The following is a 26,790-nucleotide window of genomic DNA, read 5'->3' as shown; positions in this document are numbered from 1 at the left end:
GGCTTCAACAACTGATGTCATTGTGGCTGACAACGGCACGGTGACCTATGCCGGTGCGACAGGGTCGCTGAAACTGAGCCAGATAATTTCCACGGTCACCTCGCGCGGTGGTGATGATGTCATTACGACGGGCAACGGGACGAAGCACATCGTCGGCGGCAACGGGAAGGATACGATCACAGCGGGTACGGGCGGCGCCGGCAATCACGTCATCATCGGTGATGCCGGCCAGATCGATTTTGACACGGATGGTTCCGTAAAGGTCGTTGCTACGACAGACACGGAAGTGAATTCAGCCTTTGGCGACGATGACACGATCACCGTCACAAGTGACGGGAACAATATCATCCTGGGCGGCATGGGCGCGGATACCATCAAGACTGCGGCGGCGACGGTACTGACGACGGATGTGATTCTGGGCGACAACGGCACGGTGACCTATGCCGGTGCGACGGGTTCGCTGAAACTGCGCCAGATGGTTTCAACGGTCACCTCCCGCGGCGGGAATGACATCATCACGACGGGTGACGGGACGAAGTATATCATCGGCGGCTACGGGAAAGATACGATTACAACGGGTACAGGCGGCACCGGTACTCACGTCATCATCGGTGATGCCGGCCAGATCGATTTTGACACGGATGGTTCGGTGAAGGTCGTTGCTACGACAGACACGGAGGCGAATCCCGGATACGGCAACGATGACACGATCACGAGCACAGGTGACGGGAACAATATCATCCTGGGCGGCATGGGCGCGGATACGATTAAAACTAAGGCGGCGACGGTGCCCACGATGGATGTTATTCTGGGTGACAACGGCGCGGTGCTGTATGACGGAGTTGTCGGATCGCTGAAATTGAGTCAGATTGTTTCGACTCTGCCGTTGCTGGGCGGTAACGACACGATCACGACCGGCGATGGCAGCAAATATGTCCTTGCCGGATATGGCGCGGATATCGTTTTCACCGGAAACGGGGACGATATCGTTCTTGGCGACAATGGGACAATCGACTATCAAGCAGGCATACCGCATCTTGTATCCAGTACTAATCCGGCCATTGGCGGCGATGATGTTATTACGACCAATGGAGGAACTGACATTGTCATTGCGGGCGCAGGCTATGACCTGGTTTTCACAGGAGATGGAAAAGATGCTCTGATCGGGGATGCCGGAATGGTAACCCTGATGGGCGGTAACTGGCATTTGATTGAAACCACGGATGTCGGCATCGGTACCGATGATTTCCTGGACGGCGGCGCCGGTGAGGACATCATGTTCGGCGGCGCCGGTAGAAATATGTTTGTGGGTTCACTGACCGAGGATCTCATGGTTGGTACTTACGGGCGGGCCACGATCGTGAATGGAGCAATCACTTCACTGGTCAGGCTTGACTCTGTTGACCTTGTGACGAACACAACCGCCTCCGTCATTGAGCATGAAAATGAAAGTGTTGAAGAGCAGGATGAGGGAGCCAGATATCAGGAGTTCGAGGAAATTCTGTCCGGAATTATGATCGGCAATGAATCAGGCACCGGGTTCGGCAATTTCTTTGCGGCTCAGAACGCGGGAGGATGGATTGCTTCCGGTTCCATCGGTTTACAAATGAGTGTGTTCGGAGGATTTTTCAGATCCGATGAATTTTCCATTTCGGATAACTTTGAAGGTGTCACACTGGCCCAGTCGTGGGAGGCGTCACAATCACTGCTTGCCGGTCTGATTCCGGAATCAGGTCCCGCTGCTGCCGGTGCAAGGATTACTATTCCTGAGATCACGGATCAATCCGGTTGGGCTGATCAGGATTCAGATAATGGTGATGCTGCTCTGCTCCGGGATGGGGATGATGGCCAGGCCGGCCCGCAACAACCGGCGGACCGTCGGGAAAACGCGCAGCCGGGCGATCAGCAATCCGCAGCTCTGACAGCTGAAAACAGCGAAGACAGAGCAAAAGTAGAAACAGGTCTTGGTTTGGCCGTGGCCGGCATGACCGGATGGAAGGTCCTTTCCGGAAAGGATCTGGACAGCAACCGCGTCATTGAACTGGATTCTTTCAGAAAACTTGCCGAGAAGCAGGAAAGCAGGCGTTTCAAAAAATGGAAGAACGCCGGTGTCGGCAGATGACGGAAAGAGTTCCACCTTGCCATGAGCATATGAGGATTATTTACGCGAATGATGTCCAGGTGGCGGATGCGGCCGGGGAAATCACCCTCCTGTTTCAAGAAATGGCAACGGGTCAGGCCCGGAGAATCATTCTGAATCCCCATGCCGCTAAAAGGCTTTCTCTGCTTCTTGATTATGCCGTCCGGGATTATGAAACCGAGCATGGCCTTCCTGACAGGCTTCCCGCAGGCGTTGCCGTGGAGGAGCCATACCATCCGCCGGACAATCTCCCGGAAGAAAATATGGTGAGCAGGGGTGAAAAGGGCGACCGGCTCATTGAGCTTGTCCGCAACCTGGGCGTGCATTACGGGATCGAGAACTCATTTAAATTGTTTGACGGAACCGTCCTTGCGAATCGTTTTCTGATCGGTTTCAAGAAGGAAACCATTCCAGGCGATCCGCAAAAGCCGCTCATGGACGTCTGCCTGGGCATCGGAATGCCGCAGGCTTGTCTTGCGGAGTTCTGTGCAAGGCTTCCCGAAGCCAATATCATCCTCTTCGGCTATGAAGAAAACGAAACCGCATCCGTCTACAAGGCCTATCTGGAATTCGGCAGGGAATTTGACAAGGTTATTCTGAACAATCCCCGCGAGCCGCAGGCCCTCCTGATTCATCTGGGATTTAAATGGAACGCCGTAAAAAATGCCGCGCCCGTGACGGCAAAGTACATCTGTTATCCGTCGTTTACTGTTGAGACCATCCTGGAAAAATTATCCAATGTGTTTTACGAAGGCGCGCACCGGCCTTCTCTGGACATTGCCAGAGGGATCATTGAACTTGCCGCGCTGCGGATGCGTCCGGATGAATTTCTTTACACCGAGGTGACGGAGGAAAATAATCCGAGGCGGTCATTTGACATCAACATGTATATGGCCAACCTCCGGATGCGTGATTTATACCCGTTATTGTCCAGAACATTCCGGCATTACAGGATTCCCGAAGATACTTTCCACCGTCTCTACGACGGAATGAAAATGCGGATTTTCGGCCATTTATCGGGCGGTGTTGACCGGGCCGGAAGGGATTTCCTGACCATGTACCATGGCGTAAAAGGAAGCACCCGGTGAGCGCTTGTCCCGGCATGATGAATTCCCGCGGTCCGCAGAGGCCTGTCGCCGGACAGGGTGGTTTGGATGAAGGTTGATCTGAGAACATATATTGTCGTTTCTCTCTGGTTCGGCTGCAATAATGCGTGCAGCATCTGCATGCTGGCGGATCTGAAAGAAAGACTTCCCGCCATCGGCCTGGAACGCTACAAGGAAGTTCTCCTCGATGTCGTCCGTCAGGGTCATTTTAAAAACCTGATTCTTTCCGGGGCGGAGGTGACGACGTTTGATGAACTGGGTGCGTATGTCCGGTTTGCTCATTCCCTCGGGTGGTTCAAAAAAATTCAGGTTCAGACCAACGGAAGGCGGTTGAGTGATCTCCGTTATCTTGAACATCTGGTCGCGTGCGGCGTCAACGAGTTTTTTGTCAGTATTCACGGACTGGAAGAAACCCACGATAAACTGACGCGCCGCCCGGGCGCCTTCAGGGAAACCATGCAAGGGCTGGCCAATCTGGAGAAATTCACCGGTGTCCATGTGATTACAAACACCGTCGTGACCAAGGCCAACCTTCCTGAGATCCCGGCCTTGATTACGGGACTGCCCAAAATAGTCAGCGAAGTTCATTTATGGAATCTGTTCCCGATGGAAAGTGAAGACACCAGGGACCTGGTGGTGAATCTGAAAGATTTTATCCGGTTGCTGCCGCAGATCTTTTCCATTACCTCAGCGCATGACCGGCCGCTGACGCTGAAGGGCTTTCCCGAGTGTCTGCCCGTGGGCGACGGAGGGCAAACCGGATTGTTTGATAATTGTTTCCCCGTAACGGTCTTGCCCGACATGTTCTGGGAGAAGTTCAGCCGAAGCGGATTCGGCCGGTGTTTTTACAGACCCGGGTGTGAGCTTAAGGAATGCTGGGGGCTTTCCAACGCCTATGTAGGCAAGTATGGCGATGAAAGAGATCTGCTGCATCCCGTCTGCTTAGCCCATGCAGCCAGGCATGACGGCGGGGATGCCGGCTGAGAAAGGAAACCTATGGAACGAAGAGAATACATGACGGATCAGGACCTGTTCTTCAATTACTGCCTGTGGGAGTATCAGCCTCAGGTTTCCTTTGCAAACAAGCTCCGTTCCGTCAACCTTCTCTATCATTCCTTTGAAACAACCTGCGCTGATGCACGGATGTTCGATCTGGTTTCGGCCATCCGCCGGGCGATCGGCCTGTCGATGACCGTCTGGGGGTTGAAGTACTCCCGGAATAAAATCGGCTGGGAATTTTACTTTTATGATTACCGCCGGCGGGAGAGAGAAAGTTCCATGAGCAGAGTGATTGCGGCCATGGAACCGTTTATCAGCGTCTGCAATGTCCCGGTGAATGAAAATTACCATTATTTCATGTTCTCCATCGACATTGATAACGATCTGGTTTCGGGTTCCCGGTCCCTTGACGAGATTCACATGTATATCGGCAATCCGGGAAGCACCGTGTCCTCCGGGATCTGTTATTCCCGGACAGGCCTCGGGTCGAGACTGGAAAATTTTTATTTCTTTTTTGATGCAAAACGCCAGCTCGATGATGTGCAAGCCAAGATATGCTGCTCCGCCCATATCGGTGCCGCGGTTATCGACATGGATCAGATCCTCTGGCCGGAGTTGCGGGAATGCAGGACCATCTGCATGGCCAACAAGCAGCAAAGCGACTGCATCTATTTTTCCGGGATTCATGTGGACCAGCTGATTTTTTTTCTCAGGAAACTCCAATATCCCGCGGAACTCTGCGCATTCGTGGAGGACAACCGAGCCCGCCTGGATCATCTTCAGTACGACGTCGGGTTCGATTACCGGATGGCCGGAGATCTTTTAACAATCGAAAAAAGCGGGTACTACGGCATTTTTTAATCTTGCCGTTGCAAGATGAGCATAAGTGCCGCAGGTTGCTGCGTGGCGGCTGATTTTTTTCCGGAATTTGACGGGCTTGGGTAAACTGTTGCATAATTGAAATAGGGCGGCGCCGACGATGAGAATCAGCATCTACAACCTGCACAATATGTGTGAAAACAACACGCTCTTTTTGTCGAGGGCGCGGAAATATTTCGAACAAAACGGTCATACTGTCATGGATGGAAGTGACGATGCAGACCTGGTTTTCATCGGGGGGTGTGCGGTCACGGATGCGATGCGCGGCCGCTGTGAAGGGGCCATCCTGAAATACAGGCGAAAGCACGCGCAGGCGCACATTGTCGTTTTCGGATGCCTGGCGGCTTTCCCCGAGGGCTTACAATCTGTCGCGGGGAAGGATGCTGACCGGTTTCACATCATTTCCTACCGGGCAAGCCGCGAGCTGGATAAATTGATTCAGGCATGGATCCCCTTCGATGCAGTGAATGTAAGCAGGCTCATCGGCCATGTTCCTTATCAGCCCGAGATCGGTCCTGACGATTGCTATGTGCTCATCGCCCAGGGCTGCGTGAATGATTGCAGCTACTGCAACATCAAAAAGGCCAAGGGAAATGTGCTGAGCCGTTCGCCGGAAAGCATCGAGGGTGAGGTGCGCGATCTCTATGGCCGCGGCATAAGGACGGTGACGCTCCTGGCCGACGATTGCGGCTCCTATGGCCAAGATTGCGGGTCTGATCTTCCGGCGTTAATGACGCGGCTCTGCGGCGTGGCTCCGGACCTGCGCTACAAACTCTTCACTGTTTTTCCTTCTCTTTTTTTGCAGCAGGCAATCCCACTGGAATCTCTCTTCGCCGAACGCCGTGTGCCTTATCTGTGCCTGCCCGTTCAGTCCGCGGCCCCGAGAATCCTCGGACTCATGAACCGGCATTATGACCCCGATGGTCTGGCAAAAGCCATTGGAAGGATCAGGGCTCTGGCTCCTGATATTTTTATCTATTCGCACTTCATCTTCAACTTTCCCACGGAGACCCGGGACGAATTCGAACAAAGCATTGCCTTTGCGCGTCATTTCGATCATTGTGTCTTTATCGGTTACGGTGAAAACAGCGCGACCCGGGCAGCTGCTCTCTTTCCGAAATGCGACGACGTAACCCTGCAGGCTAAAGCGCGTCATCTCAACGAGCTGGTCAGGCGCGGTGAGCTGGCGGCCTTTGTGGTGCCGAACCCATGAAAGCGACAATAAGCAGCATATCCGATTCCTCCTGCCCCGCGATCTTCATTCTCGACCCGAGCAAGCGCTGCGAGCCAAGCGCGTTTCTTTTTTCCCGGGCCGTGCAGTTTTTTCTCGTTAACGGCTATCGCGTGGCGGAGCATATCGATTCCAGCAGCATTATCCTGGTGAACACGTGCTGCGTGACGGAAGACAAAGTCGCCGCATCCGGGGCGGCGCTGGATTTCGCAAGGGCGCAAGGGGATGGAAAGCAAATTGTCCTCTTCGGCTGTATGGCGGGACTTCCTCTTACGGATTTGGCTCGGGAAGGCCTCATTCGCATCGGGCCGAAGAACCTCGATGAACTGGATCGCCACTTTCCCCATCACATGTCAGTGAACGACGTCTCCGTCGATAAACCGTTTCCTGCTTTGTATGAGCCGGGGCAGGGACTTGGTTACACAGACCATTTTCTGTTGATCGCCCAGGGGTGCTCCAACCGCTGCTCCTACTGCAATATCAAGCGGGCGAAAGGCGAGGTAAAAAGCGAACCCGTCTCTGGCATTGTCCAAAAGCTCGGAAGCGGACTTCTGGCGGGTGTCCGCGATTTTGTTCTCTTAGCGGATGACTGCGCAAGCTACGGCGATGATCTCGGTACGGATCTTGTGGAACTCATGGAACAGCTGTTTGCCGTGGAGCCGGGATTTGGTCTGAAGCTCGGGTATCTGTATCCGCAATTTCTTCTGATTAAATTTGCAGGGCTGAAGAGAATCTTTGAGACGGGGCGGATAAGGTACGTCAACATTCCCATGCAGTCGGGCTCCCAACGGATCCTGGAACTCATGAACCGCCCATATGATGTTCCCGCCGTCAGGGAAGCCCTCCGGCATCTTCGCCGGGCCGCGCCTCAGACAATATTCTGCACGCATATCATGATCAACTTTCCCACAGAGTCCCATTCTGATTTTCTCGAATCCCTGGCGCTGGCCGATGACTTTGATGAAGTGCTTTTTCTCAATTACTCCGATAACCGGGACACACCTGCTGCGGGTCTCTTTCCCAAGGTGCCCGATCCCGAAGTTTGCAGACGGCTGGATATGGCATCCGACTACTCGAATCATTGCAAACCCAGGCGAAGCGCCGTGATCAGGGATTTTAACTGTGATGCGCCTTATAATATCCGCAGGCTGTGAGGAATAGACGATGGCTCTGCCTCTTATCAAAGTGGTTCAATTGACTCTCACAAACCGGTGCCAGTGCAACTGCGTGCACTGCGGCGTGTCGAAGCTCCGGGACGTCATCAAGAGTGAACTGAGCATGGAGCAAATCGATTTACTCTTTCAGGACCTCCGGTTGGCGGGATGTCTGGTCATCGATCTGTTCGGGGGCGAACCGACGCTCCGCAGCGACCTCTTTGAAATTATCGCCCGGGCAAAATCCTATGGTTTTATCGTCTCGCTGGAGACAAACGGATATGTGGTCGATCAGGCATACATGAATAATCTGGTTGCCGCAGGCCTCGACCAGATTTATCTGAGCCTGGATGATTACCGGGCCGAAAACCATGACAGAACACGGAGAAGGAACGGGAGCTTTGATCGGGCTGTCCGTGCTCTTGAACTGGGAGCCAGGGCCGGTCTTATCATGCATGTCTCGACGGTTCCGCAAACGCGGGATTTTTTCTTTAACGGGGATATCAATCGTTTCATGCAGTTTGTTCTGGATCGCGGGGCACAGAAGGTGCGCCTGCTTCTGCCGCGGTTCTCCGGTGATTCCATCCATCCGGACAGCGGCCCCGTCTTCGCGGGTGAAGAAAAAAATCTCTTCTCCCATGTCTTAGACTCCTATCGTGATTACATCTATTTGCATACGCCGGGCACACCTTTGACGGAGAAGAACATCTGCACGGCAAAACAGATATTCTGCCACGTGATGAGCAACGGCTGGGTTGCCCCCTGTCCCTATTTCCCGCTGGTCTTCGGGGATGCCACGCGAGAGCCGATCATCGATGTTTTTGAGCGCATACAGAGCCATCCTCTGGTACGGCTCGGCGGTGACTATTGTCCCATGAGGAATGTGGATTTCATCGACACTTACATGCGTAAACTGGATGTTGATCGCCCCTTCTTCCCGATTACGATGACGAACCTGATCGATCTTGCTTCGCCCTGCGGGGCGGGATGTCCCGGCTGTGCCTACAGTGCCCGGTCTATGCCGGGACCGGCTGATAAGGTTATTCGGGCGATTGCGGAAGTGGCTTCGGAATATACCAAGATAGAATTCTTTGGAGGTGACGCCTTCCTGCGTGATGATCTGTTTGCAATCCTTGATTGCGTTCCTGACGGGAAGAAGATCGTTCTCTGGACTGCCTGCGGCGGATTGCCCCAAGCCGCCTTGTTTGTTGACCGCTTGCGCTCCTGTCCTGTCGAAGCCATCAAGGTTCATTTTCCCATGCCGTTCATGACGGGCGGAATCCGTGCCGGGCAGGAGACCGGGTTTGAGGAGGCCCTGAAAAAAATAAAAATGATTGCGTCATGGGGAGTGCCTGTTCATCTCTATGTTCCGGGCGATATTCTGACCATGTTTCAGGATTTATTTGCCGCCGGCATCGGGCAGCTGGGTGTGGAAAGACTTTATACCTTTACCAGAAACACCGACCAGCCCCTGGTAAATTCCGTCGGCTGCTTCGGCAGACAAATGGGAAGCGCCCGACTGCTGTGGGTTGAGCAAAGGGATGCTGCCGTTTAGAACCGGCCAATCAGTTTCAGAAAATAAATTAAGGTATTCTTGTGGCAATTTCCCGGACAGCCTGTCCAAGCATGGTTTCAAAATCACACTTTCCATCAAGGATAATGTCGGCGTTGCGGCCCACCCGCTCTTTTTGCATCTCAAGCAATTCGCGGACGGCCCGCAGATAATTGTCGAGGTACCGGTTGAGCCAGGCAACAAAATCGCGGCCGTCAGCCTCGCGTCGTTCCTGTAAAAAATGATGGGTGATCTCTTTTATTTTGCGGGCGAGCGCGATATCCAGCGGCGTGTCTATCCAAATCAAGAGGTCAATATAGGGAGCGGCGCTTTTGTGTTCTCTCCCCAGGGGCATTTCGAGAATAATGAATTTTTCAGGCGGAATTTCCACCTGCGTCAAAGGATCATATACGGATTCTCCGTTTTTCAACTTTGCCAGATCACCGGCCAGCCGGGTGATGTCCAGATGATTGATGTCGGCTCCGTCCCTCATCCAGCGGACGATGTCATCAATGGACCCTTTGGAGGTCTGCTCATAATTATCGTAAAATAAAATTGAGGCGTTGTTCAATGCATGGGCGAGTGCCTTGACCAGGGATGTTTTACCCCCGCCGATCGGCCCCGCCACCGCAATGATATGGACCCTCTTCATCATCCGCACGAACCCCTTGCGTTTATCCTGCGATCATGGTTTAAAATCACCGCAGGAAGGTTGAAAAATCAAGAGGTTTCATACAATGATCCCGGAAAATAGTAAATCGATTAATTGGGCCCGCGAATTTGATTTTCTGGCAGTAGACGGTTTTATCGGGAGCCTTATTGCCGCCCGGGCATTGTCGACGGCTCTGGAGACAGGACTGATCGATTATCTCCTTGAAAACAAAACGGCGACTGCGGGCTTTCTGGCAAAGCAATCGGGCGCGGACGAAAAAGGAATGGGGTTGCTGCTGGATCTCCTTCGCGCCAACCGGGTTGTCGAAATGAGCGGGGGCACAGTCAGACTGTCTGCCGCGTTCCTCCAAATATTGCCTTATCGGGACCTGCTGGAATTAAAGCTGGAATTATCAAATCTTGCGGCCCGTGATCTCCTGGATCATTTCAGTGATCTGATCCGTAATCCACAGGCATTTGCCAAAAAGGCCGGTTTCTATCAATTGTTTTCCGGTGATGGTTTCAGCTCCAGGGAAGAAGCCCTGCTTGCGGCAAAAAGATGGATGAAAATCACCACCGTGCTGACCAAATACGAATCCCTGGCCTGCCTGAAAAATTTTGATTTCGGCCGGCATGAATATCTGCTGGATATCGGCGGCAACAGCGGCGAATTTGTGCTCCGGATTTGCAGGGAGCATCCGCATATCTATGCTACGGTGCTTGATCTGCCGCAGGTTTGCGAGATCGGGGTTGAGCACGTGCGACCGGAACCGGAAGCGGCGAGAATATCCTTTGTTTCGGGCAATGCGCTTACGGACATCCTGCCGGGAGGGTTTGATCTGGTCAGCTTTAAATCCATGCTGCACGACTGGCCGGAAAGTGAAGCGAAGCGCATCATGGCCAATGGCGCCCGCTCTTTGAAGCCGGGAGGGACCATGCTGATTTTGGAAAGAAGCCTGGTGGAAGCCCTGGCTGCCGTGCCGCCTTATTCGACAATTCCATTTCTGCACTTTTTTCGCGGCTACCGCCGTCCGGACTTTTATGCGGAGCACCTTCGCGAACTGGGGTTCCGGGATATTAAAATCAGGAGGATTGAATTGGACATGCCTTTTGTCCTGATTACCGGGGTAATGACTTGAAAACAGCGTGCGGCGACATTTCAGTTGACAGTGGAAAGGTGATGATATAGATCAGGATTTAGTTCTTATCCGCCTGGAAGGTAATTATAAAAGACCCTTAATAACGATACTTAAAAGGAGAAAAAGATGGCCGCAAAAAGCGAAAAAAACATGCAGAACCCGGTGACCGCGACTGATGAAGAAACCGCCAAGACAAAGATACGCTGGGATGTTGCCAAGATGCAAACATCGTATGCCAATGTCTGCAATGTGTCCAGTACGCACGAAGAATTTACTCTCCTGTTTGGAATCAACAAGACCTGGAATGCCGAGCAGCGGGAGTTGACCGTTGATATCAGTGATCGAATCATCCTGAATCCTTATGCCGCAAAACGTCTGGCGCTGCTGATGCAGAACGTCGTCCTCCAGCATGAAGAACGTTTCGGTGAAATTAAGTTGGAGGCCGCTGAATAGGCGGTGAGCCTGCATAGAGGAGTTATCGTATTTCCGGCAGGCGGAAATTTTCCGCCCGGCCGGAAACCGGATAACGCAAGTTTTCATGAAGACGCTCCGCGACTCTTTTGAATTTTGTCATAGTGCAGCCACGAATTGTGTCGTCATTGCAACAATTGTCATTCCGAATCCCGATGTGTCGGGATGAGGAATCTTAAGATCCCCCGCAATACTCGGGACATGGATTTCTCGCTTTGCTTTGATCGGAAGTGCATCCCATTAAGGGGAGCACATTAGCAAAATATCATTTCCGCGCCGAGAATCTGAGACCGCAGGGCGATGATTCAAATGACATGAAAATGAATTATGACACAGTGGACAGTCCGGCATTCAAGCTGCGACGGTGTTTCCCAGTCCTGTTAATAGCCCTGGGCTTTTTTTCTTTTATGGACAATATCAATCATTGATTGCCGATCAGCGGGTGTGTGTCGCCGTTTGGGGACAATCGTCAGAGAACCTGAGGTAGAAAAATGGATGCAACAAGCGTGTGGAAAGACTTGGAACATGCGGCCAACCTCGAAGAATTCGCCGGCGCCTGGCTGACCCTCCAGTGTTCCATGATCGGGGGGTGTGTTCAGGCGGTTCTTGCACTCAAAGGCGAAGGCGGGGAAAACTTCGCGCCCGTTGCATCCTGGCCGGAGGGAAGTTCCGGTGAGCGCTTGGCCGGAGTTCTTGACCGGACGCTGTCCGAACGGGCAGGCATGCTCGTTTCGCTTTCCCCACCCGAAAATTCATCCCCGAATGCTTCTTTGCGGTATGCTCTGGCTTATCCCGTGATCATTGATGACGAGCTGTTCGGCGCGGTGGCCGTTGAGGTTGCGGTTCAGGGGGAAGATGACCTCCGGCCCGCCATGGAAGGTCTTCAGTGGGGAACCGTCTGGCTGGAAAACAGGCACCGCCGGCAGCAGGGAGAAGAGGACCGGGCAACGCTGAAGCGCATGAAAGCAGCCGTGGATATCCTGGCCGGCGTCATGGCGGAGGATCATTTTGACGGAGCGGCGCGCGCTTTCGTAACGGAAATTGCGACAAGACTGGGCTGTGACCGGGTGAGCCTGGGACTGGTCAAGGGCAGGCACGCGCAGATCAAGGCCATATCCCATACGGCTGTGCTCGGGAAGAGCATGAATATTATGCGCTCGATCGGCACCGTCATGGATGAGGCTCTCCTGCAGCGGACGGATGTCCGTTATCCTCCCTACGAAGATGAAAAGGCGCTGGTTGTCCGTGACCACGAACTGATGGCGCAGAGACACGGTTCCAAAACCATCATGACATTGCCTTTTTACGGAGAGGGTGATTATCATGGAGCATTGACGCTGGAGCGTCAGGATGACCGGTCTTTTTCCGCGGAGGAAATGCTGTATATCAAGAGTGTCATGGCCCTTTCCAGCCCGGTTCTGGAAAACAAGTTCCGCAGCGACCGGCCGATTATCTTCGGCGTTTTTGAGGCCATGAAAAGGCAGGCCTCGAAACTTTTCGGCCGGGGACATTTGGGATTGAAGCTTGTCGTGGCGGCGATGATCATCGTGGCTGTCGGGCTTGCTCTGGTCAAAGATGAATACCGCCTGTCGGCCAATGCCAGCCTGGAGGGATCCATCAGCCGTTCTATCATTGCCCCTCTGGACGGATATATCAAAGAGGCTTCCGTGCGGGCGGGGGATGTCGTCAAAAAGGACGACGTGATCTGTAAACTGAATGACCGGGAACTGAAGCTCGAGATGCTGAGCCTGATGAGCAAACGCGGCCAGTATGAGCGGCAGTATAAAAAAGCCATGGCGGAACGCAATCGCGGCGAGGCCAATGTCATCAGTTCCCAGATTGATCAGGCAACGGCCGAGATCAACCTGGTGCAAAACAAACTTTCGCAAATTGTCATCCGGTCCCCCTTTAACGGGGTTGTCCTCGCCGGTGATCTCAGCCAGCGCTATGGCGCCGCGGTGAAGCGCGGCGAGGAGCTTTTCCAGATTGCGCCGCTCGATGCCTACCGGCTGATTCTGAAAGTGGACGAACAGCGCATCACCGATGTGGCGCTGGGACAAAGAGGTGTGCTGGTTCTCTCTTCGCTGCCTCATGAAAAGTACGAATTTACCGTGAAGAAAATTACATCCATTACCACCGCTGAAGATGGACGCAACTATTTCCGGGTCGAGGCCGCGCTCGACAGTTTATCTCCGCGGTTGCGGCCGGGGATGGAAGGCGTCGGAAAAATAAATGTGGACCGGAGGCTGGTTGTCCTGATCTGGACCAGGTCTTTTATTACGTGGCTTCGCCTCGGCCTGTGGTCCTGGCTGCCCTGAGAAAACCGCTGTGGAAAAAACACTTTTCAGTAATTCCTGGTACCGCGTGGCCGACCTCAGACCTTTCGTGAGGCGCCACACCGAAATCCACCGTCACGCCTATCGCGGCAAGGTATGGTACATCCTTCAGGATCACGCCAACGGACGTTTTCACCGTTTTTCCGAAGAGTCCTATCTGCTGATCGGCCTCATGGACGGAAAACGATCTTTGCAGGAGATATGGGAGGCGGCCTGTGAAAAACTGGCGGACGATATGCCGACCCAGGATGAAGTCATTGCGCTGCTTTCTCAACTCAATAAAGCCGATCTTCTCCAGTCCGACATTTCTCCGGATATGGCAAGCTTGAATCAGCGGAGCCGGAAAGACCGGAAAACAAAACTGATGAACAGGATCCGTTCCCCCCTTGCCCTGCGGGTTCCTCTTCTGGACCCCGACCGGTTTCTGGAAAAAACAAAAAGCATCACGGCTCCGTTTTTTACGCTGCCGGCATTGATCATCTGGCTTACGGTTGTTTTGACCGCGTCCGTTCTTGCCTTTGTGCATTGGGATGAGCTGACGACAAACCTCGCGGACCGCGTCCTGTCCCTTGAAAATCTTTTCATCTTCTGGCTGATCTATCCTGTGATCAAAGCCCTGCACGAGTTCGGGCATGCCTATGCGGTGAAAAAATGGGGTGGCGAAATCCATGAAATGGGCATCATCTTTCTCGTATTCATGCCCATCCCCTATGTTGACGCATCGGCGGCATCCGCCTTTCGCGAAAAAGGAAAGCGCATCGCAGTGGGCGCCGCCGGAATCGCCGTTGAACTGTTCATTGCATCGCTCGCCATGTTCTTGTGGTTGAATGTGGAAGCAGGCGCCGTCCGGGCGGCGGCCTATAACGTCATGCTGGTTGCCGGTGTATCGACGCTCCTGTTTAACGGCAACCCTCTTCTCAAGTTCGATTCCTATTATGTTCTGTCGGATTTTCTGGAAATACCGAACCTGGGAACAAGGTCCAATCGTTATCTCGGATATCTCGCCTCGCGGTATCTTGCCGGAAACGATCATACTGAATTTCATCTGTCTGATGCGGGAGAGGGGCGCTGGCTGGTTTTTTACGGTATTGCCTCTTTTTTATACAGAATATTTATTACCCTGCAGATTGCCCTTTTTGTGGCAGGGCGATTCTTCTTTATCGGTATCCTGATTGCCATATGGGCGTTGATCGGCCTGCTGATTGTCCCCTTTGTCCGCGTGATACGCACGGTCGTCAAAGATCATGCTCTTTACAAAAAGCGCGGCCGGATTCTGGCTGTCGGGTTCGCGGCTGCGTCGCTGATTATTCTGTTCGTTGCCGTCATCCCCTTCCCCATGTACACGGTTGTGGAAGGGATTGTCTGGCCTGCTGAACAGGCGAGGCTTCATGCGGGTGTTGACGGGACGATTAAGGACGTTGTGGCCAGGCCCGGCGCGATGGTCAAGGCCGGTGATCCCCTGATCCAGTGCGAAAACAAAGATTTGATCTCCCGGGTGGAGTTGCTCCAGGCGGCGCTCAGGGGATCTCAAGCCCGAATTCGGTGGGCGCGCGTTAATGACCGGACACGGGAAAGAATCGCGCTGGAAGAAAACAACCGCATCGGCAGGGAGCTTTCAGAGGCGAGGGAACAGGCAGCGCTGCTCACGATTCGCAGCCCGATTGACGGAGAGTTCATTATTCCGCGGGCCGATGATCTGTCCGGCCGCTATCTGAAGAGAGGGGAGCCCATCGGCCATGTTGTGGATTATTCCAGAACGACGGTGCGGGTGGTGGTCCAGTTAAGCGACGTCGATCAGGTGCGAACGAACGTCCGTTCCGTCAAGGCCAGACCGGCCGAGAATCTTTCCCTGATTATTCCGGCCGAACTGATCCGCGAGATTCCCGCCGCGTCGAGCGATCTGCCGAGCCTCGCCCTGTCGTTGAAAGGGGGCGGCGCCATTGCCCTTGACCCGCGCGAACCCGGGAAACCGAAGTCCTTTGAAAATCTTTTTCAATTTGACGTGCGCCTCCTCGGGCCGACGCCGGGGAAGGTGGGAGAACGGATCTATGTCCGTTTCGAGCATCACCCGGAAACGCTGCTTTCTCGCTGGTACCGGAAACTCCTGAATATTTTCCTCAAGAGGTTCAATATCTAAAGCAGGATGGCTTTCTCCAGCAGAGCTGTTGAGGAGAGCGGAGAAAGGGAAAGAACACCAATGGGTCGAAACTTCGACAACCGGCAGACTGCCGACTATTTCAGCCGCCCTGAACGCGGAGACGTCAGACGAACAGCCCTTGACCGCCTGGCCTGGAATCTGTCCGGATACATTATCGGCCCTTCCCGCGTCCAGGCAAGCGGACTTGCCGGGATACCGGCGGCGGTCGAGAAGTATGAGCACGGCCTGAAAGAGAAAGGGGACGGCGCGCTTCGGGAAATCGCCGGTTCGCTGCGGTATAAGCTTCGACGGCAGGGGTTTGATAAAGATACGGTGGCGGAGGCGTTTGCGCTGATCCGTGAGGCGGCGGGCCGTGTGCTGGGAATGAGGCACTTTGATTGCCAGTTTATTGCGGGCTACGCCCTGTTGAAAGGCTTTCTGGCCGAGATGGATACGGGGGAAGGAAAAACGCTGGTGGCGACGCTGCCGGCGGCCACGGCCGCTCTGGCCGGAGTGCCTGTTCATGTAATTACGGTCAATGACTACCTCACGTCGCGGGACGCGGAAAACATGGGGGAACTGTATCGTTTCCTGGGCCTTTCGGTGGGTTGCATTGTTCACGAAAAAACGGCAGGCCAGCGGCGCGCGGCATACGGATGCGACATTACTTACTGCACCAATAAGGAACTGGTCTTTGATTATCTGAGAGACAGGATCGCTCTCGGAAACCGTACGGATGCGGTCCGCCTGCATGCCGAGCATCTCTACGACCGGCAGGGAAAATGGAACAGGCTTCTTCTCCGGGGGCTTCATTTTGCCATCGTGGACGAGGCGGACAGCGTCCTGGTTGATGAGGCTAGGACACCGCTGATTATTTCTAAAACGGAAAAGTCGGAAGAAGAGAATACCGCGATCCGGCAGGCCCTGGTGGTGGCCGACGGCATGAGCGAAAGCGAGGATTTCCAGATTAAATATGAAACCGATGACGGGCTCAGGATTGTCGTTATTACCGATCGCGGCAGAGAAAAGATCCGGAAAACCACCAAATCCCTGGGCCCGTTATGGAAGAGTTCCGTCCGGCGAGAGGAGTTGACGAGAAAGGCTCTGACGGCGCTTCACCTGTTTCATCGGGATGAACAATACCTGGTCCGTGACGGGAAGGTGCAGATCATTGATGAGTTTACCGGACGGGTCATGCCGGACCGTTCCTGGGAGGGCGGCCTGCACCAGTTGATGGAAGTGAAAGAGGGGCTGGAAATGACGGGGCAAAGAGAAACGATGGCCCGCATCAGCTATCAGCGGTTCTTCCGCAAGTACCTCATGATTTCCGGCATGACGGGGACAGCCCGGGAAATAAGACGGGAACTGTGGTCCGTTTACGGCCTGCCGTTTGTCAGAATTCCGACGAACAAGCCGGTGCGCCGGGTGTGCCATCCCGAGCGGGTTTATTCGTCGACCGATGAGAAGTGGCAGCAGGTTATCAGGAGGATAAAGGAAATTCATGACAACGGTCTGCCCGTTCTCATCGGGACAAGAACGGTTCTGGCCTCCGAGCATTTGAGCGGACTGCTCACCGCGGCCGGAATTCCCCACCAGGTTCTCAATGCCAAGCAGGATCAGGAAGAGGCGCTCATCATTGCCCGCGCCGGAGAGGCCGGCCGCATCACGATCGCGACCAACATGGCGGGCCGCGGAACGGACATCAAGCTTTCCCGGGAAATAGCCGAACGAGGCGGCCTGCATGTCATCATGACGGAACTTCATGAGTCGAGCCGTATCGACCGGCAGCTGGCGGGGCGCTGCGCCCGGCAGGGCGATCCGGGATCGTACGAACCTTTCCTGTCGCTTGAGGATCAAATCTTCGCAGGCGGGTTTAAAGGAATGCTCGGCCGCATGATGACGTGGTCCACGGGGCAGGGGCCTGCTTTAGGGAGAGCCATCCGGATCTATGCGATGAAGCGCGCGCAGAAAAAGGTTGAAAAAGCACACGCGGGTGTGAGAAAAAGGCTTATTCGCTACGATGAAGAACAGGGCGACACGCTGGCCTTTTCAGGAAGAGGTGAATGAATGTCACGAAGGACGCGGTATCCATATCAATATTTGTATTTCACGGTTTGTTTCTGCCTCGCGGGGTGGGGATTTCCGATAGTGGAAGGGCATGCGGCGGAGCATGTGTTAAGGGGCCTTCTGGAACCCAGCGCCGTGATCGAATTGCGGACTCAGGTGCCGGGCATTATCGAAGAGGTGCCGGTTGAGCGGGGTGATCACATCACCAAAGGACAGGTTCTCGTCCGGCTGAAATCAGGAGTGGAAAAAGCACAGGCTGATCTTGCGCAGACCCGGTTTGAATTCGGGAAGCGCAAGGTGCAAAGGAACGCGGAACTTTACAAGAAGCAACTGCTTTCCAGTCATGAAAAGGACGAAATGGAAACGGAACTCCGGATTGCGGAACTGCAGTTTCAGGAGGCAACGGAAAAACTCAGGCTGCGCACGATCCTGAGTCCGATCAATGGCGTTGTCGTTAAGCGGGCGCTCAGCCCGGGGGATTATGCCGGTGAAGGCCAGGGCCAGGGGCCCATCATGACCATTGCCCGCATCGATCCCATCAACGTGGAACTGGTTGTCCCCGTTTCTCTCTATAAATCCATCCGCAAGGGAATGGAAGCGACCGTGCGGCCCGAAAAGCCGGCAGGCGTGGTGTATCGTGGAAAAGTCGTGATTGTCGATGAAGTCATTGATGCGGCCAGCGGCACTTTCGGTGTTCGCATTGAGTTGCCGAACCCGTCCGGCAGCGTATCGGCCGGTTTGAACTGTCAGGTCCGCATTCTTACCAGATGAAAGGACTCCCTTACATTGTTAAAACGCGATGAAGCGCGAAAGATCATTGAGGTGTGCTGCGAGGCCGCCCTTCCTGCTGTGATCGTCAGCCTCGAGTCTGCTGCTTTCTGCCGCGGGAATTTCGCCTCGGCGCAAAAGACCGACCTCTCTTTCCATCTTGCTTCGGGGCAGTCCCCGACCGGGGCAAAAGGCCAAGCCGATTTTTTCGAGCCGGCCGCGGTGTGTTCCGTTTCGTTTATGGTCGGCAGCCGGGGTTGCGTCTTCCTTTCGGTCATCAAGCGGATCGAGGGGAAAGACGGCGCGGGAGAGGCGCAGACGATTGTACTGGAGTACCCTGATCAATTGGTTCTGGCGGAAAGAAGGCGTTCTTTCCGGGTGGACGTTGCCCGCGATTCCGGTTTGACGGCCGTCATCAAATGCGGGACACGGGTTATGAAAACGCATGGTGTCAACAACATCAGCTATGATGGAATGCAGATGGAAGCTCCGGAAGGCGAAGAGTGGACTTTTCCTCTGGGAAGTCAGGTGCAGGTGGAGTTGCGGATGGACGTTCATCAGGTGGTGGTCGAAGGTGAAATCCGCCGCAAGACGCGGGCAAACGATGGTAAGAATGATGCCTATGTCATCCTTTTTTTCAAGTCTTTCTCCGGAGGGATTGTCGAGCCGCCGGCGGATCTGCAAAAGCTGGTGAAAACCCTTGATCTCCTGGCCATCCGCCGGACCGGGAAATAGCGGGAACGCTCATCGTGAAGGGGCCTTCTACCGAAAAGCTGAGCCGGAGCGCAGCGATCGGCTGTATTGCCTGGTTAGCCCTTCTGATCAGTCAGGCCTAACCCGACTGGTTTTCGACGGCACAGCTTTTCTAGCACCCAAGTGACGGTTGCGCCTATTACAAACCAGTGCAATGAGCCAAACAGACCAATAAGAATCAAGGCTCTAATGTTTGGTCCTTGATTATTTCCAACACTATACCACCAATCCACTAATGCTAACATCGGCTGGGTACTACCCAAGAGCCTATAGGCAATCCCTACGGTTGGAAAGTCAAGTTGCATTAATAGAAACCAAACAAAACCAGCTTGACCATCAGTGCTATTCTGGACAATAAAAAACATGAACAAACATACAGCAAAGTGAAGAATGCCCAGAGCTGCACCAATTGCAATGAATAGCCTAATCCGTTTTACCATCATTATCTAAATTCCTTGGGCTAACGACAACATCAGCCGGAGCGTAGCGATCGGCTGTATTGCCCTTGTTGGGCTTATGTATACAAGGGATCGTGACGTTCATCCCTGATTTCGCATTGAAAGGTGCTGATGAGTAATCAGCCAACGGCCACCAGTCTTCTTTAGGCAGTAGGTGGCATTGATCACAGATGCGAATGATCCCGCGTCTGTTGCGCCCTTGGTTCGCTCTTCACCAAAAACAAACGCAATATCTGAACCGACCGCTATGTTTAATGGTATAAATTCATAACTGAATTCGCCACGCAAGGCAGCATAGCCTTGGGCGCAATACCGGCGATTTCCTTCGTGTGTTGCCATTTGTCCAAACAAAAATACTGTCTCTTTAGAATGGTGGAGAGCCATTAGACCGTCTACATCTCGCAAATTGGCAAGTCCTGACATCCTTTCAATTAGCACCAGAATCTCATCTTCTTCGTTCATCATGTTCTCCTTATTTGTCGTGAGTCCAACGAAAAGCTCAGCCGGAGCGAAGCGATCGGCTGTATTGCCTGGTTGGGCAATTCGTTAAATAGAATGTTCCCATTTTACTACTCATCTATGGGATGTGGAGTGCATGAGACGCCAGCAAGAACACAAATCCGGATACGCCCAGCACGGCAATCAACAACTCTCTTTTGAATCGCATATACTCTCCAATCTTTGCGTTCACATAGTGGGTCAGAACCTTCCTGTTCATAACCACGTGGACGACAGCCGCTATTAAGAAGAGCAGGGCAGCGGTGTTGTGCATGGTCATGAACAGGTGACGCCACATGGTGGCACCGTCATGAGAGGCAACGTGTAGTGCTATGCCAGAAGGCACTAGCCACACGCCTGCGCAAAATAAAGCCATCGATGCTAAGGCTCGAGTGCTGATCCCTGTCCTTTGTGCAACTTTGTCACTCATCTCTTAAATTCTCCTTCTTTCCTGTTTTCAGCCCAACGAAAAGCTCAGCCGGAGCAAGCCAGAGGCTTGCGATCGGCTGTAGCGCCTTGTTCTGCGCTAACATTGCAGTTTTCCCTCAATTGATCTCATGCGCAGACTTCCGGTTTGCGATCAGAACAACACCACAGAACGGTACTGAATACACAAGCAATGCCACTACGAACGAAACCCAGTGGAAGTATGCAAAGTTGTAACCAGCCCCCCACCATTCAAACAACGAAACCAAGCTACAAACAAAAACATAGACGATAAACACTAGGCTGCGCCATCGAGAAACTAGGCCAGCAATGAGTCCAAAGGTAGAAAATAGCAAGAGGTTTGCGCCAACCGCCAAGGCCAGTGCCGCACCTGTACCGATGCTTACTTCCATTACTGCGAGTAATTGAGCGGGCCAGAGTAATAGGACAAGCGTATAGAAAAAGCCGTATATTGCGGGAGAAGTTTCAACCATACTAACCGTCGGCCACGTCACAAGCCGCAGCAGAGGGCCAGCAAGTCCAGCGAGACAAAATACAGCAACTATTTGTAAAAACTTATTCATCAATTTCCCTGAGAACATTCTTAGGATTCAGAATCCATACTTCAATCGAATCATTTAATTCCATCAGCATGAGAGTTGCATACTTAAAATATTTTGCAGAACGAAAAGCTGAGCCGGAGCAGCCCAGCGGGCTGCGATCGGCTCTAGCGACGGGTTACAAATTTTTTATTCCCGAACCGCTTCCTTTAAAAGTTCACGGGCCACACTTGAATTTTCTTTTTCTAACACATTTCTCACTAACTCATGTTGTGAAGCAATTGAAACTAATGACCACCGAGCAGCTGATAAAACTAAACGCTCATTTACACCCATTGACTTTGATGAATTTAATGCTTCCCAATTGTCGCGAAGTAAATGATAAACACGTTCAACAATCTTGGTATTACCTGTGCCGAAAAAGTAACCCCAAAGATAATCGAGAGTCGCGGGATCGTTTATTGGAATTGAAAATGGGTCTGGAGGCGGTTCTGCAAGGAGATTGTTGACGTCTTTGATGGGTATTTGAAAAGGTCTTTCTTTTAGTTTCTTCTGGCATTCTTTAGTAGAACAAAGCCATAACCCGTCGAGATATATTTTCGCAGCATCAGTGTTCTTAACTGAATTTGCAGAAGCAAGCAGGGGGTCAATGAGTGCTGGATTTTCTCGCATATACCCACCAATTAAAGCGACATACTGGCCCCGCTTTGTTGGTTTAGATATTGCACCACCGCAACTTAGAACCTGAAATATTGTTTTTGCAGTTTCATAATTGCGGTTTTGATAAAGCACCGATATTTTCTTGTAATATTCATCTGTGCAGAATTGTGTATCTTCTCCATAAGAAGATACAGGCATTAAAATAGCCAAGAAGAATATTAATGTGTAAACAACTTTCATATTATTTATCCTCTGTGTAACGGCAAAATCACCCGGAGCGCAGCGATCGGGTGCATTGCTTTTGTTATGAATTTATTTTCTGTTTGATTCTATTATCTAAAAAATAGCCAACTAACCGAAGGCATATTAAATAGATTATTGTTACAAACGCAAACAATGGCGCACCAAGTGCATCTTTAATTATGTAATATGATAAACCCAATATTGCGATACCTAATATATAGACTACATAACTTGGGTTTAATCTTGATTTTCGTTCATCTATTTTATTCATTATTTTATTATTACTTTATACATAACGAAAAAATCACCCGGAGCGCAGCGATCGGGTGGATTGATTTTGTTATACGCTCTTCTATCAATCAACAGCTGTTGCATGCTGTGCTAGTTCGGCGAATGCCTCTTTTAAAAACTCAAGACGCTTCCTTGCTTCTTGGTTTTTGCTATTTGTTTTTAGAAATTCTTCCAAGAATTTTATCTCCATATGCATTAAATCAATATTGAGCCGCTGCATACGGTTCGGAATGCCAAGGTTATGTATTTCCCAATTCGCATCTCCATCTGATTTGTGCAATGTATCGTGAAAACTTGATATATAGCCAATGTTCTCTCTGCAGGACCTAACGATATCAAAAAATGATCCTTTTGCATCAATCTCAAATGCTAGGTCAGGTGTTGAATGCTCTAATGTATTTAACTTCTCAATTCGTGTCCAATAGCGTGTCATTTCTTCCATGATCATGAATAGTGCGGCTTCATCAATCTTGAAGTCTGTTTTTTCATATTTAGCCTCATGCTCCCATTTAATTCTTCTTAATTTTTCTACAGGATATTCTGAAACAATATTTGTTTCGACATGATGTGGGTAGCAAAACAACACAAGGTTCTCATAACCCCTTCGTTCCTCATCCGTTTGATTTGGATTGTATCTTTGTCCTTCCGGCAATGCTGCTTCTACATGACATATCTGCCCAATAAATTGATTCTTACCATTTATTAATGGTTGAGTGCACCCAGGAAAGGCGCATTGATTTCCAGAACGTGCAAATAGGGCGCGGACGACATCAACTGTTGGTGCTAATCGAGGCATATAATATCCATATTATGTATAACGAAGAAGTGAGCCGGAGCAGCCCAGAGGGCTGCGATCGGCTCTACTGACTGGTTAGGGTTTCTTATTAATTGGAATCACAAGATTTATGAGTTTCCAAGATAATCCTGTTCTCTGAAAGACAAACCTTGCTTCTTCTCCTTTATCATTTGGAACCCAAGCGGAGAATTTGCTAGTGGAATCGTATGTGAATCTCGCATTCTTGAACAGATTATCTTTTTGAGGTGGTGTTGTAACATTGTTGCTTTCTGTCTTTGATGGTTTTTTACCTTCCATAAATGTTGCCAAACCACTTGGTGTAACAAAAGAGTCAACAATTCCATCTACCATTTTCGAAGCAAGCCCTGCCGCAATTGCAGCAAATGGATTATTCTGTAGCTCGGCGGAAATATTTTTCATCATAGCCGCATTTAGCTGATCTTTTAAATTTTGGCGGAGGGTAGGAAATTCTATATTTTCAGATAATTTTTCTGAATCCTGCTCAACGATGGCAGTCTTAATTGCCCACACGGTTAAATATGGACCAGCCGCAACGTAACCAACAACGAAAAACAGAATCAAGCCAATTGCTAATATGCCTTTTTTCATATCGGTTCCTCCTTAAAATTTACCCTAACGAAAAGCTGAGCCGGAGCAGCCCAGCGGGCTGCGATCGGCTCTAGCGCCGGGTTATGCGCTCTTTTGATAATGCGTAGCGTACCAATCAATTACTTCTCTTATCATTCTTTGATATGAAGTCTTTTGTGTTTTTGCCTGTTCTTTGAAGAAGGATATGCTGGATTTCTTCAAAGAAATAGTTACCTTTACGTTATCTTCTTTCAGCACTAACTTATCCGGGGGTGGGAGAAAGTCTTTAACGACTCTCAAATGTCCCATAGGTTCTTCAGTATATTTTGTTTTGCTCTTCATATATTTTCCTTCCTTTCCTCCAATAGCCCGCACCATAGATGCGTATTACGTTACCACGATACGTAAACCTGACCGTTACGATACCTTCACCGACACACCCCATGCAATAATACCGATCTTCTTCATTGCTATGGGTAATGTCTTCCGCAATAACACGACGAGGATCAAGAAAAGCCTGCTGCGCAATTGAAAAAGAAACGCCATGCTTTGATTGATTTTCTTTATTCTTTGCCTCATCCCATTCAAAGGTTACTTTCTTCATGAGCTTACTATGCCAGATTCATGTATATAATGCAATATAATTGTATGGGTATATGTATGGTTATTTTATGCATAACGAAAAGCTCACCCGGAGCGGCGCTTGACGCCGCGATCGGGTGCAGCGGATTGTTGTGCAAATATTTCAAGATGCCACTTTCCAATGCATGGAAAGCTTACGCTCAGAAGCGGCACAATCTCTTAAATAAAGATTGATTAATGTTTGGTAAGGAATACCCGCTTCATTAGCAAGATTTTTGAAATAATCTACGGTACTCTCATCTAATCTAATCGTTACTTGCTTCTTAAGCATACTTGCGTAAGGATTCTTTTTTGCTTTTGAAAAATCATATTCTTTTCTCATAATTACCACCTGCTCCAGTACTGTCTTTGCTCCATGCGTGTTGCCTTCCGTGCGGATATTATTCTTACGATTAGTTCTTCTCTACGATAAGTATGGGAAATGACGAGTAGCCGAAGCTTGGAACTCATACCAAGAAGAATATAACGCTCTTCTTCCAATGAATGATCAGGATCATCGAGCAACAAGCCATTTTCATCTGCAAATACAGTTTGCGCTTCAAGAAAAGAAATACCATGCTTTCTTTGATTCAGATTATATTTCTTTTCATCCCATTCAAATCGTAACTCTTTCATGATTAAAGTGTATTTACATTGTAGTGTATTGTCAATAATTATTTCAGCACAACGAAAAGCTAAGCCGGAGCTGCCCAAGGGGCAGCGATCGGCTTGAGCGACATGTTGTGGTTTTTATTTTTGTTTTTATGCCCCTATGATTTTCTTTGTCTTTTCTGTTTTATATTTCTCTTTTTCCGTTACGATCACTTTGCCGAAAAGCTTTTACTTACCTTAACCGTGATAATTTCTTTTTTATAAAATTCCTGACTGTGTTGATGCCTGTAATTATCAAAGTTCCACAACCGTATCAAAAGACCACTTCTTAAATATGCCTTTATTTCTTTGATAATATTCCTACCACAACGAAAAGCTGAGCCGGAGCAGCCCAGCGGGCTGCGATCGGCTCTAGCGGCTGGTTAGGAGTTTTTTAGTCGAGACAGCTCTTCCTTTACTAAATTAATAAAAGTTTTTTTCAAATCAACAAAACTAATATCATGTTTTTCACATTCTTTTGAATGACGGTCTATTACGAGATCAACGATTGTCCTAGCTGCGTTGACAATATCATCCGAAGCTAACAATTCGATTTGTGCAAAATAGCGGTGTAGAATGTCAAATTCCCTCAAGTCACCGCATTTTGTCTGCAATGATAGGATGGTTATCCTGTAAGCCTCAGCCAGGAATTCAGAATACAACCTTTTTCGATCATTTATTTCTTCCCGTATGACCGACAACATCCATTCTTTCTTTTTTAAATCTCTGTTAGTGAAATATGTGATCAAACCGCCAATTGCTGCGCCAATAAGAGCGGCAAAAACACCAATTAATGCTATTACTATTTGAGATGTCATTTATACTCCTAACGAAAAGCTCACCGGGAGCAGCGCCAGGCGCTGCGATCCGGTGGAGCGACAGGTTGTGTGGTTTTTAAATTTAGCGGACGAGCCGCCACCACCGCATGTTGTAAATTCTTTTTAATTATTTTCCGCCTTTTCAGTTCAGACTATTTTGCAAGGAAGCCCGGCCCTTGCCGCATACCATTTTTGTTTTTCTTTTTATTCTTTTATAAACCAGCTTTCTTAGAACGACTTATTTGCAAGTTTCGCTTATTATCAGTGTGCCACAAAGCTAATTATATTTATTTTTTTGGGTTTAATTGGGTTTAATTTCCACACACAACGACGACATCAGCCGGAGCGCAGCGATCGGCTGGATGGATTTGTTAAGTATTCTATTATGTTGGCACATTGTTTCTGGGGTTAATTTTAAAAAATACTTTCATAAAAATTAAAAGCAATAAAAAAGCTATTAATACGTTTATGACAACAGAAATAATAATTCCATATTGACTGAATAATGAAATAACGATTGGACTAATCAAGAAAAACCATATTACACACCATGATGACAAAATAGTTATAGCGTTGCTTTTAAGAGCTACTTTGCAATTTGGACAATGATCATCCATTTGCCTTGCTCCAATTTCATTATCACATTTAGGACATCGTAATTTCAAAATTGATTTAATCATAATTAATATTTCTCTACTTAACGTTTGAGCTCAGCAGATGGCAAAGCTTGCCTTCGCGTAGCGAAGATATGCAAGCGCCTGACATTCTGCTGCAGCGAATTGTTATTTGCTTCCTTT

The 26,790-nt window shown here is 50.5% G+C and carries 28 protein-coding genes; 15 read left to right on the top strand and 13 right to left on the bottom strand.

Translation table 11 applies throughout. The features are described 5' to 3' along the window. Nucleotides 1-22 precede the first annotated feature (22 nt). The 7 genes from CVU71_08435 (at nucleotide 23) to CVU71_08405 (ending at nucleotide 9,064) form a co-directional block, all read left to right on the top strand. A complete protein-coding gene (locus CVU71_08435) occupies nucleotides 23-2,122 on the top strand; it encodes a hypothetical protein (GenBank protein PKN19520.1) in 2,100 nt (699 codons plus the stop codon). After that, entirely contained in the window at nucleotides 2,095-3,228 is a 1,134-nt protein-coding gene (locus CVU71_08430; GenBank protein ID PKN19519.1) for a hypothetical protein, read from the top strand. Before CVU71_08435 ends, CVU71_08430 begins: the two co-directional genes overlap by 28 nt. 66 nt (nucleotides 3,229-3,294) lie before the next feature. Beyond that, a complete protein-coding gene (locus tag CVU71_08425) occupies nucleotides 3,295-4,230 on the top strand; it encodes a hypothetical protein (GenBank protein PKN19518.1) in 936 nt (311 codons plus the stop codon). 12 nt (nucleotides 4,231-4,242) lie between these two features. After that, nucleotides 4,243-5,106: a hypothetical protein gene (locus CVU71_08420; GenBank protein ID PKN19517.1), complete on the top strand. Its 864-nt coding sequence runs from the start codon at nucleotides 4,243-4,245 to the stop codon at nucleotides 5,104-5,106. A gap of 118 nt (nucleotides 5,107-5,224) precedes the next feature. Then, a complete protein-coding gene (locus CVU71_08415; protein PKN19516.1) occupies nucleotides 5,225-6,337 on the top strand; it encodes a hypothetical protein in 1,113 nt (370 codons plus the stop codon). Next, the gene (locus CVU71_08410; protein PKN19515.1) at nucleotides 6,334-7,509 is read left to right on the top strand and encodes a hypothetical protein; all 1,176 of its coding nucleotides are present in this window, start codon (nucleotides 6,334-6,336) and stop codon (nucleotides 7,507-7,509) included. Before CVU71_08415 ends, CVU71_08410 begins: the two co-directional genes overlap by 4 nt. Nucleotides 7,510-7,519: 10 nt before the next feature. Next, on the top strand, nucleotides 7,520-9,064 hold the full coding sequence (locus CVU71_08405) for a hypothetical protein (GenBank protein ID PKN19514.1): 1,545 nt from the start codon (nucleotides 7,520-7,522) through the stop codon (nucleotides 9,062-9,064). Nucleotides 9,065-9,092: 28 nt separating this feature from the next. On the opposite strand, the gene CVU71_08400 is transcribed toward CVU71_08405, so the two are convergent. Further along, nucleotides 9,093-9,716 carry a hypothetical protein gene (locus CVU71_08400; protein ID PKN19513.1) on the bottom strand — a complete coding sequence of 208 codons (624 nt, stop codon included), beginning with the start codon at nucleotides 9,714-9,716 and terminating at the stop codon, nucleotides 9,093-9,095. An 82-nt stretch (nucleotides 9,717-9,798) separates the two neighbouring features. Here CVU71_08400 and CVU71_08395 point away from each other — a divergent pair, with 82 nt between their 5' ends. The 8 genes from CVU71_08395 (at nucleotide 9,799) to CVU71_08360 (ending at nucleotide 19,365) form a co-directional block, all read left to right on the top strand. Beyond that, a complete protein-coding gene (locus CVU71_08395) occupies nucleotides 9,799-10,851 on the top strand; it encodes a methyltransferase type 12 (protein PKN19512.1) in 1,053 nt (350 codons plus the stop codon). Between the two features lie 150 nt (nucleotides 10,852-11,001). Continuing rightward, nucleotides 11,002-11,304, top strand: a complete 303-nt coding sequence (locus tag CVU71_08390; GenBank protein ID PKN19539.1) for a DUF3467 domain-containing protein — start codon at nucleotides 11,002-11,004, stop codon at nucleotides 11,302-11,304. A 248-nt stretch (nucleotides 11,305-11,552) separates the two neighbouring features. Continuing rightward, the gene (locus CVU71_08385; protein ID PKN19511.1) at nucleotides 11,553-11,750 is read left to right on the top strand and encodes a hypothetical protein; all 198 of its coding nucleotides are present in this window, start codon (nucleotides 11,553-11,555) and stop codon (nucleotides 11,748-11,750) included. A 63-nt stretch (nucleotides 11,751-11,813) separates the two neighbouring features. Continuing rightward, entirely contained in the window at nucleotides 11,814-13,640 is a 1,827-nt protein-coding gene (locus tag CVU71_08380) for a histidine kinase (GenBank protein PKN19510.1), read from the top strand. Nucleotides 13,641-13,650: 10 nt separating this feature from the next. Next, a complete protein-coding gene (locus CVU71_08375; protein PKN19509.1) occupies nucleotides 13,651-15,795 on the top strand; it encodes a peptidase M50 in 2,145 nt (714 codons plus the stop codon). A 60-nt stretch (nucleotides 15,796-15,855) separates the two neighbouring features. Next, nucleotides 15,856-17,862, top strand: a complete 2,007-nt coding sequence (locus CVU71_08370) for a prepilin peptidase (protein ID PKN19508.1) — start codon at nucleotides 15,856-15,858, stop codon at nucleotides 17,860-17,862. Beyond that, the gene (locus CVU71_08365) at nucleotides 17,863-18,633 is read left to right on the top strand and encodes an efflux RND transporter periplasmic adaptor subunit (protein ID PKN19507.1); all 771 of its coding nucleotides are present in this window, start codon (nucleotides 17,863-17,865) and stop codon (nucleotides 18,631-18,633) included. It abuts the gene before it with no gap. A gap of 15 nt (nucleotides 18,634-18,648) precedes the next feature. Continuing rightward, on the top strand, nucleotides 18,649-19,365 hold the full coding sequence (locus CVU71_08360; GenBank protein PKN19506.1) for a hypothetical protein: 717 nt from the start codon (nucleotides 18,649-18,651) through the stop codon (nucleotides 19,363-19,365). A 74-nt stretch (nucleotides 19,366-19,439) separates the two neighbouring features. Here CVU71_08360 and CVU71_08355 read toward each other — a convergent pair whose 3' ends face one another. The 12 genes from CVU71_08355 to CVU71_08300 all read right to left on the bottom strand — a co-directional run bounded on the left by CVU71_08355 (nucleotide 19,440) and on the right by CVU71_08300 (nucleotide 25,993). Next, nucleotides 19,440-19,826, bottom strand: a complete 387-nt coding sequence (locus tag CVU71_08355; GenBank protein ID PKN19505.1) for a hypothetical protein — start codon at nucleotides 19,824-19,826, stop codon at nucleotides 19,440-19,442. A 96-nt stretch (nucleotides 19,827-19,922) separates the two neighbouring features. Continuing rightward, a complete protein-coding gene (locus tag CVU71_08350) occupies nucleotides 19,923-20,306 on the bottom strand; it encodes a hypothetical protein (GenBank protein PKN19504.1) in 384 nt (127 codons plus the stop codon). Between the two features lie 112 nt (nucleotides 20,307-20,418). After that, nucleotides 20,419-20,769 carry a hypothetical protein gene (locus CVU71_08345; GenBank protein ID PKN19503.1) on the bottom strand — a complete coding sequence of 117 codons (351 nt, stop codon included), beginning with the start codon at nucleotides 20,767-20,769 and terminating at the stop codon, nucleotides 20,419-20,421. Nucleotides 20,770-20,884: 115 nt separating this feature from the next. Further along, complete coding sequence (locus tag CVU71_08340; protein PKN19502.1) at nucleotides 20,885-21,349, bottom strand: hypothetical protein; 465 nt, start codon at nucleotides 21,347-21,349, stop codon at nucleotides 20,885-20,887. 165 nt (nucleotides 21,350-21,514) lie between these two features. Then, nucleotides 21,515-22,225, bottom strand: a complete 711-nt coding sequence (locus CVU71_08335; GenBank protein PKN19501.1) for a hypothetical protein — start codon at nucleotides 22,223-22,225, stop codon at nucleotides 21,515-21,517. Nucleotides 22,226-22,583: 358 nt separating this feature from the next. Beyond that, complete coding sequence (locus CVU71_08330; GenBank protein ID PKN19500.1) at nucleotides 22,584-23,315, bottom strand: hypothetical protein; 732 nt, start codon at nucleotides 23,313-23,315, stop codon at nucleotides 22,584-22,586. A gap of 75 nt (nucleotides 23,316-23,390) precedes the next feature. Continuing rightward, the gene (locus tag CVU71_08325; GenBank protein PKN19499.1) at nucleotides 23,391-23,924 is read right to left on the bottom strand and encodes a hypothetical protein; all 534 of its coding nucleotides are present in this window, start codon (nucleotides 23,922-23,924) and stop codon (nucleotides 23,391-23,393) included. 81 nt (nucleotides 23,925-24,005) lie between these two features. Continuing rightward, entirely contained in the window at nucleotides 24,006-24,245 is a 240-nt protein-coding gene (locus CVU71_08320; GenBank protein ID PKN19498.1) for a CopG family transcriptional regulator, read from the bottom strand. Further along, nucleotides 24,220-24,507, bottom strand: a complete 288-nt coding sequence (locus tag CVU71_08315) for a hypothetical protein (GenBank protein ID PKN19497.1) — start codon at nucleotides 24,505-24,507, stop codon at nucleotides 24,220-24,222. The genes CVU71_08320 and CVU71_08315 overlap by 26 nt, the downstream gene beginning before the upstream one ends. 141 nt (nucleotides 24,508-24,648) lie before the next feature. Further along, on the bottom strand, nucleotides 24,649-24,867 hold the full coding sequence (locus CVU71_08310) for an antitoxin (GenBank protein PKN19496.1): 219 nt from the start codon (nucleotides 24,865-24,867) through the stop codon (nucleotides 24,649-24,651). A 2-nt stretch (nucleotides 24,868-24,869) separates the two neighbouring features. Then, nucleotides 24,870-25,160, bottom strand: coding sequence for a hypothetical protein (locus CVU71_08305; protein PKN19495.1), 291 nt, complete (start codon nucleotides 25,158-25,160; stop codon nucleotides 24,870-24,872). 398 nt (nucleotides 25,161-25,558) lie between these two features. Continuing rightward, nucleotides 25,559-25,993: a hypothetical protein gene (locus CVU71_08300; protein ID PKN19494.1), complete on the bottom strand. Its 435-nt coding sequence runs from the start codon at nucleotides 25,991-25,993 to the stop codon at nucleotides 25,559-25,561. Nucleotides 25,994-26,790: the final 797 nt, after the last annotated feature.

The sequence above is a fragment of the Deltaproteobacteria bacterium HGW-Deltaproteobacteria-6 genome, assembly GCA_002840435.1.
Taxonomy (GTDB): Bacteria; Desulfobacterota; Syntrophia; order Syntrophales; family Smithellaceae; genus UBA8904.
This window is presented reverse-complemented; position numbering and strand designations above follow the sequence as displayed.